The sequence below is a fragment of the Bradyrhizobium guangdongense genome (assembly GCF_004114975.1).
Lineage (GTDB): Bacteria > Pseudomonadota > Alphaproteobacteria > Rhizobiales > Xanthobacteraceae > Bradyrhizobium > Bradyrhizobium guangdongense.
This window is the reverse complement of sequence record NZ_CP030052.1, coordinates 188025-202686: the sequence shown is the minus strand read 5'-3', so window position 1 is coordinate 202686 and position 14662 is coordinate 188025. Positions and strand designations below refer to the sequence as shown.

The following is a 14662-nucleotide window of genomic DNA, read 5'->3' as shown; positions in this document are numbered from 1 at the left end:
TCCTGAGTTCAGGTGCTCCGGGAAGGTCTGGCCACTCGGCGCGTCTTCCGACGCTTTCGCACGGGCGACCGCGAGCTCGGCGGCGATCTCCGTACCCTTAGCGCGCTCGGCTGCCGGCGCCGCCTTCAGGGCGGCAACGTCATCCGGAGCGGCGTCGCGATCCGCATTCATGCGACGCAGTGAATCACAGATTGAATGCATTGGGACTCCCAAATGTCGGCAATATGAGGATTTTCCTGGATTAGCCCCCGCTCTGCGGCCGCCAGCTCAGTTGGGGAGTCCACCAGTCGATGCCCTCGAGCATGTAAGCCATTTGCGCTGCCGAGATCGACACCGCGCCGACCGACGTCGACGGCCAGATGAACCTGCCGTGATCCAGGCGCTTGGCATAGAGCGACATGCCCAAGCCGTCATGCGAGAGAATCTTGACCAGAAGGCCGCGGCGGCCCCATAAGATATAGAGATCGCCGGCATGGGGATCGCGCTCCAAGCTTTCCTGAACCGCAAGCGCCAAACTTTGCATGGCCCGACGCATGTCGGTGTGGCCAGTCGCGATCCATACCCTGACGCCGCTCGGGAGCGGGATCATCGTCGTCGCAGAAGCTCAAAAACCCGCTGCAGCTCGTCGCGATCAACGCGAACACGACAGCCGCCGCTAAGCTCGATCTCGATGATTCCAGCCGTTGCGCGTTGCTTAGGAGGCGAAGACGCCAGTTGCGACGTGCTGATCGATGCCGGTGCACGTGTGATCTCGACAGGAACCAGAGCTGGCACCGCATCACCGCCCAGGCGGCTTGGCGCGCCTGCCGGAACAGCAAGCTATGCGAGGCACTGATTGCGCAGCAGAAGTTGCAGATCGCCAAGCTAAAGCGTCAGATCTGACGCCACCGGGGACGAGCTGGCGGCGGAAGAGGCTGTGGCAAACCGACGACGGTGCGCGGATTTACCCGCAAGCGCAGTTGGCGCTGACGTTCGAAGAGCTGGAAGTCGTGAGCCACCCCATGCCGGCGCGCGACGCCGCAGACCGTCTCGCCGGCCTGCAAACGTCTCCTCGACAGACGGACCTTCTCGTCGTAACTCCATCGCCGCCGACGCTCGGCACCCAACACATTGACCTGCATCCGCACGTGCTGACCTTGCCCCAAGTTTTATCCAGCCCTGAGTTCGCCCCGGTCGTTGGATTTGCCCAGTTGGGGGAGCGACGGGAGCTGGCGCAGAGCCTTCGGCATAACGCACAGCGCCAGATCCCGTCGCGGATGGCAGGTGTCGGCGAACTCGGACGGCGTTTTCCATCCGAGCTGAGAGTGTGGTCGTGCGTCGTTGTAGTGGGCCCGCCCGCATCCGAGCGCGACGAGGGCCTGCGCCAGTGACGTGAACAGCGTCTCGTTGAGCAGTTCGTCCCGCAGCCGGCCATTGAAGCGCTCGATGAACGCATTCTGCATGGGCTTGCCCGGCGCGATGTAATGCCAACCGACGGGGCTTTGATCGGCCCATGTCAGGATGGCGTTGCTGGTGAGCTCGGTGCCGTTGTCGCTGACCACCATCCTGGGCTCGCCGCGCTCGAACATCAGCCGGTCCAGTTCCCGCGCCACGCGGATGCCGGAGAGCGAGGTATCGGCGACTAGCGCCAAGCACTCGCGGGTGCAGTCATCGACCACGGTGAGGACGCTGAAGCGGCGGCCGCAGGTCAGCTGATCCGACACGAAGTCGAGCAACCAGCGATCGTTGCGGGCCATCGGCACCGTCATTGGCGCCCGGGTCCCAAGGGCGGCCCGCTTGCGGCCGCCGCGGCGGCGTACCGCAAGCCTCTCTTCCCCGGAACAGCTTCTTGTGGTTTGACCAGGTAGCCCTCCCGGTTGAGCAGCACGTGCAGGCGCCGACAAACAAAAACGACGGCGTTCGTGGGCGATCGCCCGCATGCGCTGCCGTAGGACGGCATCGTCCGCCCGGATTGTCAGATATCTGATGGTCATGCGGCAGCAGCCGATGGCTTTACACGCCCGCCGTTCGCTCATCCCGTGGGCAACCATGAGATACGCGACAGCTTTCCGCTTGCCCGCGGGCGTCACCATTAATGGGATGGACCGCCCCGTCCTCCTCCCTCATCATAGGAAGGGCAGACTAAAGAGGAGAGTATCATGGCCGATCGCAATTTGCCGCGACCCGCGGCTGTCTATGGAATCGACATTGGCAAGAACCTATTCCACGTCGTTGGCCTGAGCTGCGACGGCACACCTGTTCAGAAATTTCGCTTTCGAGGGGACACCCTTCTTCAGTTCTTTGCGCGCGCACAACCAAGCATAGTTGGCATGGAATCCTGCGTCGGTCCACAGTGGCTCGCCCGGAAGATACAGGCACTTGGTCACAAGGTGCGCCTGATCCCCGTGCAATTCGTGAAGCCCTACGTGAAGTCAAACAAGAACGATATCATCGACGCCGAGGCGATCGCTGAGGCCGCTACGCGACCGACAATGCGCTTCGTTGCCGTGAAGGAGGAGGACCAAGTGGATCTTCAAGCGCGTTTCCTTCGTCATTCAAACGCGCGGCAACTCGAGATTGAATATTCCGGCACCCTGACGCAAAGGTACACCGTACTCGAGGCAGAAAGCCCGCGTCTGATTGATCAGGCGTGTCCTCGAGCCGACCATCTGGCACGGATTCGCGATGCAGCGCTTCCAGTTGCATAAATGTATCCGGCCTCTCGCGAGTGGACTGCTGTTGCAGCCACGCCATGATGAGATCCGCGCACGCCGTTCCCAATAAATAGTTCGGGCAGGAAGCCCGCTTTTTTGCACAGGGCTTACGGCATGTTGATCCACTGTTTCGTCATCACTGTTCCCGAGCCTTGCAATCGAAGCCAGAAGCGTCAGGCAAGGCAGGATCTCTGCGTTCGTAGAGTGCTCCGGGCTTGTTCAAGACCACCCACACAATGCGGGCCATCTTGGCGGCTAGAGCGACAACGGCCTTGTTCGGATGCATCCGAGCCTGGAGCCCGTCGAGCCAGCTTCCTAGGCGATCGCGCGTCCGGTCCAAATGCCGGAAGCAGGATCGCGCGCCCTGCACCAAAAGCTTTCTCAGATAACGGTTGCCGCGTTTGCTGACGCCAAGCAACGTCTGTTTTCCGCCGCTCGAGTATTGCCTGGGCACTAACCCCAGCCAGGCAGCAAGGTCGCGGGCCTTGCGAAACTGCAGCCCATCACCGATCGCGGCAAGTACGGCGGTCGCACCCAATGCGCCGATACCAGGAATTGTCATCAGCCGGCGGGTGACGTCCTCTCGATCGGCAACCGCTTCGATCTCCTGTGTCAATTCGCGGATCCGTTCTTCGAGGCGGCGGAGATCGGCGAAGCGAGCGCCCACCAGGCGACGCATCACTGGCGACAAATCGGCGCACCGCTGGATCATCGTCTCTATCACGTCCGTTTGGCCTATTGCGGGTTCGCGCACGCCCACGTCGTGCTTGGCGGTGAGAGCTTCGTTGCCCTGGCCGAAGGCCTGCAGAATGCCCTCTGGTCGCTCGGTGGGGCGCCGCGGGAGCATCGGACCGACAGCCTGTCGGCCGCATTCCGCAATCTCGATTGCCATGCTCGGGATGATCTGACGCAGCGATACGAGGCCCTTTGTGCCCATTACGGCATGGGGCATTCCCGCAACAATCGAGGCGTTGCTCACGAGAATGATTCGATCGAAGGGCCCCACGGTCATCTGAAGCGAGCAATCGCGGATGCCTTGCTGCTGCGCGGAACTGTCGACTTCGACGATCTTGCCACCTATCGCGGCTTCATCGACGAGATCGTCAGCCGCCGCAATGCCCGCAACGCCAAGCGGATCGATAGCGAGCGCGTGGTGTTGCAGGAGCTGCCCGATCGGCGCACCTCCGACTACGAAGAGGTGATCGTCCGCGTGACATCGTCCGGCGGCTTCACCCTGCGCAAGGTGTTCTACACGGTGCCATCGCGCCTGATCGGTCACCGGCTGCGGGTGCGCCTTTACGATGATCGTCTCGAGATTATCGGCACGTGATCCATTCCCTGCGGCGCAAGCCGATGGCGCTTCTCAATCTGGTCTACCGAGATCGGCTGTTCCCGCGCGATGCCTATTGGAAGACCTTCGATCGGTTGCGCGAACGCTTGCCGGACAAAAAAGCCTGCCGGATCATGGTCGATCTCCTCGCGCTCGCTCATGAACGCGGCTGCGAGACCGAACTCGCCGATCAGCTCACCGCCGACCTCGAGGCCGGCCGACTGCCTGAACCTAACCGGCTGCGCGCTCACTTCGCTCCTGACCCGCCCACCTGCCGAACGTCGTGGTGCAGCTCGCACCCCCTTGCCACCTACGAATGCCTCATCGGTACTGCCGAGATCGGAGGTGCCGCATGAGCGTAGCCAATACCGTTGATACCGCGCGCCTCAATCTGTTGCTCAACGAGCTCCGCCTCCCGGCCATCAAGGTGCTGTGGGCGCAATTTGCCGAGCAGTCCGACAAGGAAGGTTGGCCAGCGGCCCGCTTCCTCGCCACCATTGCCGAGCACGAGATCGCCGAACGCGGTCGCCGGCTCACCGAGCGCCATCTCGTCGAGGCGCGGCTGTCTGCTGGGAAGACCTTCGGCGGCTTCGACTTCGAGGCCGTGCCGATGATCTCCAAGGCGCAGGTGATGGCGCTCGCCGCCGGTGACAGCTGGTTGGGTAAGGGTGCCAATTTGCTCCTGTTCGGGCCGCCCGAGTCCGATTCATACTGCCCACCTCGTTATGCCATTATAGTTCAAGCTCTCTTTGGCGGAGATCGCCAGACGACGGGCGCCGGAAGCGCCGCGCCTGCGCGGCGTTCCTGACCTCGGGGTGCTCCAGATCAGGCGCCTTGATCACCCAGGGTGCGCCCTTGCACAGCTGGTGCGCGGGCAAGCTTCGCTCCGCGATCAGACGGCGAACCGTCGATGGGCTGACCGTCAACGCAGCGGCGGCTTCATCCAGAGTAATTTCTCCTCTCTCCATGCGTTCGCCTTCCCGGTAGGGTGCGATAGCTTGCTGGTTGCGCAAGTGACGAACGCGGGCGCGGGTCCAGCTGTTACCGTGCCCCGTCGACTTGCCGCTCGGTCGAGGACCGCCGCGATCGTGCCGTCGGGCATCTGGCGTGCCAGAACACGCAGGAGATCGATGACATCTGCGGATGTGCTCCAGCGGTGTTGGCCCGTGCGGTTCTTTCTGGTCTCTAGCGCTGTGTGATCGCCGCCCTGCCAGTGGATCACAAGCTCAATTGCCGCATCGCCGACGCATACAACGATTTCGTGGATTAAGGTTCGGATGATCCCCTTGCGCGTGGCAGGCGTCGCCCCAGGACTGTTCCAGGCCCGCTCCAAATCGGAGCCAAGCGCAAGCAGCCGCTCGCGATCCGCCTCGCTCAGAGGACTCTCCGGCTTGGCCAACAGTGCACCGCGCTCTTCCTCGAGCGCGCGGACGGCCAGCAGACGTTCATTCCAACGTCGCTCCAGCTCGCCGGCGACCAGGCGATTGTCGGGATCGACAGCCTCATATCGCCGACGAGCCCGAGTGGCCTCATAGCGCGCTTGCTCACGCTTGGGCAGGCGTATCTCGCTGTGAACGCCGCCAACCCAGTGGACGACGAGGACGATCTCGGAGGCCGCATCATCGATATCGGCTACGACCTCATGGATGAGGGTGCGCACAATGCGCTTCTTGAGGCGAGCATCCGTCGTCGGCGCATCCCAGACCGTTCTGAGGTTCGAGGCCAGAACGCCGAGCGAGGCTGGATCAGCAATGGGGGCAGGCATCGCCGCATTATGCGTGGCGATTTTGCCCTCGACCTCCGCTGCGTGAGCGAGCGTCCTGTTCCAGCGCGCTCCAAGCTCGCCCGCCACCAGCCGGCTCGCGGGGTCAGCGGCATCGTATTGCCGGAAAAGCCTGGTCGGCGGCATAGCGCGCCGCTTCGAGATCGCGACTGAGAGCATCGCGCACCTGATCGCGCCGTTCCCCTGGCTTCCTTGGCGGCAGCGGTTGCGGCGGCGATAGCGCCCGGACCGATGACGCCAAGCAGTGCTTCCTCGATTGCATCATCGACGGGCAGTCCGCCGAAGCCGATGCAGTGAGGGCCGCCATTGTCCATCCAGGCGCGGCTACAGCTATAGCGCGGGATATGGTGGTTCATGCCGGAGTACCGGAGTGTGAGCTTGCGACCGCAGCGCTTGCACCGGATCAGACCGGCCAGCAGCGCGTCACCATGCTTGGGCGCGCCGTGATGCCGACCGGTGGGAGCGTTGCTGCTGACCATGGTGCGGATCGCCTCGAACCTCTCCCAGCTCACATACCCGTCGTGGGTGTTGGGCTTCAGCGCCAGCCATTCGCTCCGCGCCTGCGGCGGATCTTCACGCTCACACCCACGGCGCTGTATCCCGCCGCGACAGCCGTCTTACCATAGGCATAGGCGCCGCCGTAGACCGGGTTCTCAATGATCCGGTGGATGGCGGAGTAGCTCGGTCGCCGCCAGGCCGTTGCGCCGTTGGTCCGCTTCACCGGCAGATCGAGATTGTACTCGTGGAGCCAGCAGAACGGTCGCGCGCTGCCGAGTTCCTCGACCTTGTCGAACACCAGCTTGATCGCTCCTGGACACGCCGATCCGGATCTTTCTCATAACGGTCGCCGGCCTTCACGAAGCCGACGGGCGCTGCCACAACCAACTCGCCCCGGCGCGCCTTCTCGTAGCGGGCCGAGAGCGAGCGCTGGCGCAACAGATCCAGCTCGTACTCGTTGAGGCTGCCCTTGAGCCCGAGCAACAGGCGATCGTTACCGTGCCTTGGCGCGTAGATCGTCTCCTGATCGATCAGAACGGTATCGACCACGCGGCACATCTCGATGAGTTGCTGCCAATCCCGTCTGTTGCGAGCGAAGCGCGAGACTTCGCGGGCGCAAACCGCACCAACTTTACCGAGGCAAACCTCCGCTACCATCCGCTCGAAGCCGGCGCGTTGTACGCCGCCGGCGGCTGAGCGACCGAGATCATCATCGATCACTTCAACCTCTGACCATCCGAGTGCCGTCAGTCGGTCCCGCATGGCGTATTGCAACGCGCCGCTCTCGCGATTGTGTAGCACCTGATGTGCTGAGGATTGACGCACGTAAAGTATCCCCTTCTCCAGATGATGAGGCCTGACCTTGTCAGAGATCATGACCGACCTCCTTCGCGCGCGGCGTCGCTGTCGTCGCGGCATGGTCGAGGATCAACTGCGTCATCAGACTCGTAAGGGCCGCCTGCGCTTCCGCCGGAAGCTCCGACCATGTGGGCGCACCGGTGGCGCCGCTCGACAGGCCGCTCCCGAACAGATCCATCTGCTGCGGCCGCGGTTGTTGATTGTGTCGGTATCCGCTCCCTGGCATTGCCGTCTGGCGTGACATGAGTCGCTCCCCGATTCTGACCGTGAGAGCCTCTGGATGCGCCAGAAAGCAGGGCAGCTGATGGCGTTCGATCCTTCAACGCCAGATCGAGAAGCGCAGAAAGCGCCGCAAGCGCATCGATGCTGACAAACGGTTGAGCTGTCAAAAGCTCGGCGTCAGGGCATGCCGTCCGGTCGAACATCCCTGCTGGCACTTCCAGCCAACGATCTCCTTGCGATCCGTCCAAGGTGCAGCGAAAAACAACATCAAAGCCTTGTCGACGGCTCCATGAACGCAAACTCGGCGCCCAAACCATGGATGATGCCGATAAAGAACCTCGCGAAGAACGGTCCTGTGGCCGTTCTCAAACGTTGTTGTACAACGAACACCGCGGACACTCGGCCATCGGCTATATCAGCTCGGTCGAGATGGAGCGCAAGGTGGGATTAGCTTAACGGGGTGTCCATCAAACCGGCAGCACGCTCAGTGATCACCGGGGAGCGCCGACGGCGTCGGTGGACGAGCGAGGAGAAGGCCCGGATCGTGGCGGAGAGCTTTGAGGAGGGTGCGAACATCTCCGAGGTTGCGCGGCGCAATGGCGTTTCGCGCGGGCTGCTTACGGTGTGGCGCCGCCAAGTTGCGGCGGCGGTGGGGGGCAAGGCACCGAACTTCGTGCCAATCCAAATTGGTCCGGGGATCGATCGCGGGACAGCGGGCGAGCATGAACGTATTTCCGGGCTACAGACGAGGCCTTTGGAGATCGCCGCGCCGCCGGCCAAGGTTTGCGGAGTTGTCGAGATCGAGGTGAACGGGGCGCGCATCCGGGTCGAGCCGGACGTTGAGCTGGCGACGCTGTCGACCGTGCTGGCGGCGCTTCGGGGTATCCGGTGATTGCGCTACGCTCTGACCTCAAGGTGGTGCTGGCGACACAGCCGGTCGATTTCCGCAAGTCGGTGCATACGCTGTCGGCACTGGTGAGCGAAGCGCTGCGTGCGAATCCGTGTTGTGGGGACGTCTTCGTGTTCCGCAGCAAACGCACGGACAGAGTGAAGCTTCTGGCGTGGGACGGCAGCGGCATGGTGCTGATGACGAAGTGGTTGCACCAGGGGCACTTCACCTGGCCGCCGATCCGCGAAGGCGTGGTGCATCTGACTGCGACACAGCTCGCGATGCTGCTCGACGGACTCGAGTGGACGCGCGTCTCGCCCAAGCCGGTGAAGCAGCCGGCCGTTGTCGGCTGAGAGGAGAGGATTTCGCTGGAGCCTGCGCCGCGCGGATGTATGGTCCATTTATGGCGATTCGCCCGGACGTCCTCTCGACTGATCCCGCCGCTCTAACAGAGATGGTGCTCGCGCTCGACGCCGAGAACGAGAAGCTGCGTGTTGCGATGCAGACGCTCAAGGAGATGATCTTCGGGAAGCGCTCGGAACGGCTTGCCACGCTCGTGGCCGAGCAGCTTGAGCTTGAGCTTGACGATCTTGAGACCAGTGTCACGCCGCCGGCAGCTGCCAACGACGATGCACCTGCGGTGAAGCCGTCCGATAAGCTACGTAAGAAGGCGCGCCGCAACATCGGCGCGTTGCCCAAGCATCTGCCGCGCTGTGAGCAGGTCCTGGAGCCGGAGGTGACGGCCTGCCCGTGCTGCCAGGGCCAGCTTCACAAGATCGGCGAGGACGTCAGCGAGGTGTTGGAGTGATCCCGGCGCTCCTGCGCGTGCTGCGCACGATCCGTCCCAAATACGGCTGCCGCGGCTGCACCGATGGCGTGGTCCAAGCCAAAGTGCTGCCGCGCCTGATTGAGGGCGGCATGGCGTCGACGGCCCTCGTGAGCCATGTGGTGGTCTCGAAGTTCGCCCGGTATTTGCCGCTGTACCGGCAAGTTCAGATCCTGGCCGGCCACGGCATCCATCTTGACCGCGCGACACTCGCGGTTGGGTCAAACGTACCGCCTTGTGGCTCAGGAGCCTTTATGAGCTGCAGCTGCGGATCATTCAGGCTGCGCCGCGCGTGTTCTGCGACGAGACGCCGATGCCGGTGCTTGATCCAGGACGACATCGTCCCCGCATCTGCCAGTTCTGGGCGCATGCTATGGATGACCGGCCATGGGGTGGCCCCTCGCCGCCGGCGGTTACCTACGTATTCGCCGACGGCCGCGGCACCGAGGAGATCGCCGGACAGTTGATGGGCTTTTGCGGCGTTCTGCAGGTGGACGGTTATGCCGCCTACAAGGCGCTGGCCCGCCGTCATGGCGGCGCGATCCAGCTCGCCTTTTGTCTCGCCCATGCTCGACGCAAATTCGTCGAGGTGTACAAGTCCACGCAGTCGCCATTCGCGCGCGACGTGATTGAACGGCTGCAGGCGGTCTATGCGATCGAGGCAGAGATCCGCGGCAGCAGTGCGGAGCAGCGGCTGGCCGCCCGCCGCACCAGGAGCGCCCCGTTGATGGTGGCGCTCAATGCGCGACTGATTGAGATGGTAGGTCAGCTGTTTTCCCAATCGAAGCTGACAGAGGCGATCAACTATGCGCTCAATCACTGGGACGGACTGACGCTGTTTCTCAGCGACGGCCGCGTCGAGGTCGATTCCAACACGGTCGAGCGTTCCATGCGCCCGATTGCCATGGGAAGACGCAACGCCTTGTTCAGCGGTAGCGAAGGTGGTGCCGAGAGCTGGGCCATCCTCGCGTCGCTCGTGAACACCGCAAAGCTCCATGAGCTCGATCCGCAAGCCTATCTGACCGACGTGCTGGAGCGCATCGTCTCCGGTGGAACCAAGAGCCATCAACTGCACGAACTGCTCGCCTGGCACTGGAAGGCGGCGCGCCAGCGCACCGCACAGGCCGCGGCATGAGCCCGCGTCGTCATAAAGCAGCGTCGTCAATGGCCGCAGCCGAGATGCCACTTGAGGAGCTCGAGCGATGGCTGCAGGCTCGGGTCGATCAGCAACCTGCCGCCACCAATCTCCCCATGCTCGACGGCTACGTCGCCGCAATCGTGGCCGGACCGGTGTCGATGAGCCCACTCGACTGGATCTGCCCGCTGCTCGCCATCGATGCCGATGCCTTCAACCACAGCGGCACCCCGGAGTTTGCAGCCATATCGGCTGTCGCCCTGCGTCACAACGACATCAGCAACACCCTCTCGACCGCACCCGACAGGTTCGCGCCGATGCACCGGCGTAAACCCAGTGGAGACGTGGATCCGCGACCATGGTGCCAAGGCTTCTACGCCGCGATGCGGCTCAAGCTATTGGCGTGGGCACCGTTGCTGGACACCGGCAACGTCAATCACGGCCTACTTCTACCTATCCTGCTGCACTGTCGCGACGATCAGGGCCGACCGCTGCTTGGACCACCACGAAGCGGCCGCGAGACCAAGAAATTTCTGCGTAACGCCCACGCCGATATTCCCGCGGCGGTCGAAGCCTTGCGGCAATACTGGATGCCGATCCGCTACGCCCGCGCTCAATGATCACTGCGGTCGTGGGAGCTCATGCCGGTTACAGTTAGTCGGCTTGGCGCGGGAGCTTCCATTCCCAGGCAGCAGTTCGCGCAGACGCGAAGCGGGAAGATCGGCGATCCGGGCGAGGACGTCGGAGAGCCGGGCTTTGGGATCGACATCGTTAAGACGACAGGTGGTGATCATCGTCAGCATGATGGCGGCGCGTTCGGCGCCGCGCAGGCTGCCGGCGAAGGTCCAATTGCGCCTTCCCAAGGCGATGCCGCGCAACGCTCTTTTGGCGGCGTTGTTGCTGAGGCAGATCCTGCCATCGTCGAGGAAGCGGGCAAAGTCGGCTCAGCGCCTGGCATGTAATTCGTGGGCTTCAGGACCTCGGAGGAGCGCGAGAGGGTTTCTCGCTCGCGCAGCAGCCAGGCGTGCATGTCGTCGAGCAGCGGCTTAGCGCGATCGGGGAGCTGGTTTACCCTTGCTGCCTACCCTGGCGTTCTTCTCGATATCGGCCAACTCGAAGAAGCCCCGCCGCGCATGCGCGAAGCAGAATGCCGGCGTGATCGGCATCGCTTTCCTTTGCGGGTCGAACAACGGCTCGAAGCCGCTATAGCAATCGGCTTGCAGGATGCCGGCGAAGGCGGCCAGATGCCTCTGGGGATGCTGGCCTCGCCGGTCGGGTGAGGCGTAATAGACCGCAGCCGGCGGCGCCGGCCCACCGAAGGGCCGGTCATCCCGCCCATAACTCCAGCTCCGGCGGGTCGTGCACTTGCCCTTCGCCAGGACGCGGATGGTGGTGTCGTCGCCATGAAGGCGCTCGACTGCGAGTACATGACGCTCGATCAGCTGGAAGAGCGGCATGATGGCGAAGGTTCCGTGGCCGACCTGGTCAGCGAGCGTCGACAATGGCAGGTCGATCCTCTCGCACTTGGTTGAGCGGGATATGCATGCCGAACTGTGCGTCCAGCGAAGGCTGGCATGTTCAGCAGGAGTAAGTCCTGCCGGGGAAAAAGTTAGCTCCCCGTAGTGTGGGTAGCAGAGGAGATAGAAATAGAACCTTTGAAGCCTATCGACAAAACTCCCTTGGGGAGACCACGAGTCATCGGGCCGTATCAAAAGAGAACGCGTTGTGGCCTCGAAAATGCTGAAAACCGAAAGTCGAGCCTGCAGTTTAGGGGCGAAGGCAGCATGATCCATCGAATGCTAACTGACACGACGGGTCATTTCGGCGGGGTGAAAGCGACAGCACGGTGACAAGGACATGCCGAGCAACTGGAGAAGCCTTCATCCCGGAGAGAAATCGCCGGAAGAAGGTAGGTCGTATAACCGGAGATCCCGGGAAATCGACCGAAGATGAGAAGGTGGCGGCCGGGACTGGAGTAGCGATGAAGCGGAGTAACTCCCGTGGAGCAAAGGGTCCCTGCCATTTGTGATGTCTCTAACGTAAGGAAGGCAAGGACGAGATGATAAAGGCGTCCATCGATTTGCAAGACCTGAGGCGGAGACTATACGTCAAGGCGAAGGCTGAACCGTCCTGGCGTTTCTGGGGTCTATACGTCCACGTGTGCAAGATGGAGACCCTGCGCGCAGCGTATGAGATGGCGAAAGAAAACGACGGCGCACCGGGAATAGACGGGGTGCGCGGCGGCGATCAGGGTGAGACTCCGTATTGCCTCACCTATCGATGCTCCCGAGTGCGATCGGTTGCCTCATTTATTTTGCTCCCGGCTTGGGTTGAGGAGGAGGCCGGGTGCGGAGATGGCCGGGGTTTCGGAGCGCCCGGCCTCCTCCGCTGGCGTCTGCCACATCATTGGGTTGTTGTGACCTCATGCCCCAGCAGCGTTTCCTCCGTAGGAACGAACAACAACGCGTTCGCTTGCTCGCTGCGCCAGGATTTAAGCCTACGCTGAAGCGTTCGAAGAAGCTTGTTCGGATAGGCTCCAGGATATTCCGCCTGCAACCGGGAGAGCAGTTCGCTACCAGTCCGCCAAGGCTCGGCTTCAAACCATTTTCGCAAATCTAGCGTTGCCCGGATGAGCGGGTCGGGACGCCGCCGGCCTCTTTTCGCTTTCACGATTGGCCGATCCGTCGGTCGCATAGCTCCGTCTTTCCAGGCGGTTCGTAGGCTTGCCAGGAAGAGATCGATCGGTTGCGATGCCGCAGCAGGATGGGCGATTGGCTGCGTATCAGCGAGCGCCGCGAGGCGTTCCTGCGCGCCGCGGATGTCGCGCAACAACGCGACCGGGTCGAGAGCGGCATAGATTTCTTGGAGATGGTGACGAATCGCATCGGGCGTGCGGGCGTCGGCGGCCAAGCGCTGGTGTGGCGTTGCCGGTGCGCTGTATGTCTTACGCACACGAGCACCGTCGCGCTGCTTGGCCATCAGTTTGAATGAGGGTTGGAAGAAGTTCACGAACAGCCGCGCCGATCGATAGAGTTCAGCCAGCAGCTTGGCCGCTTCCAGGCCCTCGAGCCGACGATAGCCGACCATCCTGCGCACGACGGCACCGTTCTTCTGCTCGACGAACGCCTGGTCGTTCTTCCGGTAGGGCCGGCAACGCGTGAAGACGATGTTGGCCGCATCGCAGTAGGCTTTCAGCGTCTCATTCATGAACACCGTATCATTGTCCGTATCGAGGCCGATCAGCGCAAAAGGCAATTGTTTGCGCAATTCCGTCAACACCGTGCTCAACAGTGTTTGTTCGCGCACGATCAGAGGAGCGCACTCCGTCCAGCCGGTAGCAATGTCGGTGAGCACGAGGGTCTGGATGAAGCTGCCGCGCGCCGATAGACCGCTATGCGCTACAAGGTCAGCCTCGACGAACCCCGGCGCCGGATCGTTCCAATCTGCCGACGTCCGTATTGGAATACTGCGACGCAACGAGTGCGTCGCGTGCCGTCGGCGCTTGCGACCTAATCCTTCTCGGACCCGTGCCAACGCGCGGTCGATCGTCGCAGCACTCATTGCCAAAAGTTTGTCGCGGATCTCGGGAGCAAGGTCGAGGTGGCCGTGCCGTTCCATCGCTTCAATCAGCGCAGGCATTAACGCCTTCAGCCGCTTCCCGCAGATCCGGTCTGACGCCTCCCAAAGCAGCAAGAGCGCGTTGTGTTCCGCCTCATTATAGATCCGACGTCGCGCCCGTCGGCCTGCGCTTACGTCTTCCTGGCCTCGAAGTAGACGCATCGCATGTTTGCGATGGAATCCGGTGATGTCGACGAACTCGTCTAATATCCGCGCCTTCTTCGCACGATCCGAACGCCGATAGCGCGCGCCCGCCGCCGCCGTCAGTTCCTTCCGCGTTGCCATGCTCAGCCACCCCATCTGCGCCCCCGCTTGTTCCCGATCCAGGGGAGCAATTTACGTGAGGCAACGGCTCAGCATCCGGTAACAATTAAGGCGAGGCAATGCGCGCTCTCATCCTGATTGTCGCGCTATAACGGGGTGACGTTCGAAGCCATCGAAGCGCGAGGCGTGGAGTCTCTGCTCGAGCAATTACGAGACGAACTGATCGAGCGCACTTATAAGCCACTTCCATCAAGGAAGCGGGAAATACCGAAGGACGGGGGCTCCAAGGTCCGCGTTCTGTCGATTCCGGCTATCCGCGACAGAGAGGTACAGGGGCGCTCAAGCTCATACTCGAACCTGTATTCGAGGCGGATTTCCAACCGGGATCGTTCCCAAGCGGACAACACATGAAGCGATCAAGCGAGTTGCTAAAGCAATAGCTGAGCGGAAGACGCGGGTTCTCGATCTTGATTTGCGGGCCTACTTCGACAACGTCCGGCATGATCGGATTCTGGAGAAGGTAGCCCTGCGGGTTGATGATGGGGA

General features: G+C 62.4%; 7 protein-coding genes and 9 pseudogenes. 7 read left to right on the top strand and 9 right to left on the bottom strand.

Annotation, left to right across the window (positions count from 1 at the left end; all coding sequences use genetic code 11):
• Positions 1-241: 241 nt before the first annotated feature.
• From tnpB (X265_RS36610) to X265_RS36600, 3 genes and pseudogenes are all read right to left on the bottom strand, one after another.
• Positions 242-589, bottom strand: coding sequence for an IS66 family insertion sequence element accessory protein TnpB (gene tnpB, locus X265_RS36610; RefSeq protein WP_128929859.1), 348 nt, complete (start codon positions 587-589; stop codon positions 242-244).
• A gap of 430 nt (positions 590-1019) precedes the next feature.
• Positions 1020-1121: pseudogene (locus X265_RS42410) on the bottom strand (hypothetical protein); the annotation flags it as partial.
• Between the two features lie 27 nt (positions 1122-1148).
• Positions 1149-2072 (bottom strand): annotated as a pseudogene (locus X265_RS36600) (IS3 family transposase); the annotation flags it as partial.
• A gap of 66 nt (positions 2073-2138) precedes the next feature.
• Between X265_RS36600 and X265_RS36595 the strand changes: the two are divergent.
• Positions 2139-2516: pseudogene (locus X265_RS36595) on the top strand (IS110 family transposase); the annotation flags it as partial.
• A gap of 313 nt (positions 2517-2829) precedes the next feature.
• On the opposite strand, the pseudogene X265_RS41710 reads toward X265_RS36595, so the two are convergent.
• Positions 2830-3387 (bottom strand): annotated as a pseudogene (locus tag X265_RS41710) (IS110 family RNA-guided transposase); the annotation flags it as partial.
• Here X265_RS41710 and X265_RS36580 point away from each other — a divergent pair.
• Positions 3388-4379, top strand: a pseudogene (locus X265_RS36580) (IS21 family transposase); the annotation flags it as partial.
• Positions 4376-4720, top strand: a pseudogene (locus tag X265_RS36575) (ATP-binding protein); the annotation flags it as partial. The pseudogenes X265_RS36580 and X265_RS36575, both read left to right, overlap by 4 nt.
• 34 nt (positions 4721-4754) lie before the next feature.
• Here the strand turns inward: X265_RS36575 and X265_RS41705 are convergent.
• The 3 genes and pseudogenes from X265_RS41705 to X265_RS36565 form a co-directional block, all read right to left on the bottom strand.
• Positions 4755-4991 (bottom strand): helix-turn-helix domain-containing protein, encoded by a 237-nt coding sequence (locus X265_RS41705; RefSeq protein WP_232995628.1) that lies wholly within the window; start codon positions 4989-4991, stop codon positions 4755-4757.
• Positions 4946-7180, bottom strand: a pseudogene (locus X265_RS42405) (recombinase family protein). The gene X265_RS41705 and the pseudogene X265_RS42405 overlap by 46 nt, the downstream one beginning before the upstream one ends.
• The gene (locus tag X265_RS36565; RefSeq protein ID WP_206733234.1) at positions 7170-7340 is read right to left on the bottom strand and encodes a hypothetical protein; all 171 of its coding nucleotides are present in this window, start codon (positions 7338-7340) and stop codon (positions 7170-7172) included. The pseudogene X265_RS42405 and the gene X265_RS36565 overlap by 11 nt, the downstream one beginning before the upstream one ends.
• Before the next feature lie 504 nt (positions 7341-7844).
• Between X265_RS36565 and tnpA the strand changes: the two genes are divergently transcribed.
• The 4 genes and pseudogenes from tnpA (at position 7845) to X265_RS36545 (ending at position 10854) form a co-directional block, all read left to right on the top strand.
• On the top strand, positions 7845-8276 hold the full coding sequence (gene tnpA, locus X265_RS42400) for an IS66-like element accessory protein TnpA (protein WP_128955120.1): 432 nt from the start codon (positions 7845-7847) through the stop codon (positions 8274-8276).
• Positions 8273-8626 (top strand): IS66 family insertion sequence element accessory protein TnpB, encoded by a 354-nt coding sequence (gene tnpB / locus X265_RS36555; protein WP_128955119.1) that lies wholly within the window; start codon positions 8273-8275, stop codon positions 8624-8626. Before tnpA ends, tnpB (X265_RS36555) begins: the two co-directional genes overlap by 4 nt.
• A 50-nt stretch (positions 8627-8676) precedes the next feature.
• Positions 8677-10234 (top strand): annotated as a pseudogene (gene tnpC / locus X265_RS36550) (IS66 family transposase).
• A gap of 29 nt (positions 10235-10263) precedes the next feature.
• Complete coding sequence (locus X265_RS36545) at positions 10264-10854, top strand: UPF0149 family protein (protein WP_128969528.1); 591 nt, start codon at positions 10264-10266, stop codon at positions 10852-10854.
• 34 nt (positions 10855-10888) lie between these two features.
• Here the strand turns inward: X265_RS36545 and X265_RS36540 are convergent.
• Both X265_RS36540 and X265_RS36530 read right to left on the bottom strand, forming a co-directional pair.
• Positions 10889-11754: pseudogene (locus X265_RS36540) on the bottom strand (IS66 family transposase); the annotation flags it as partial.
• An 883-nt stretch (positions 11755-12637) separates the two neighbouring features.
• Entirely contained in the window at positions 12638-14152 is a 1515-nt protein-coding gene (locus X265_RS36530) for an ISNCY family transposase (RefSeq protein ID WP_128955117.1), read from the bottom strand.
• Between the last annotated feature and the right edge of the window lie 510 nt (positions 14153-14662).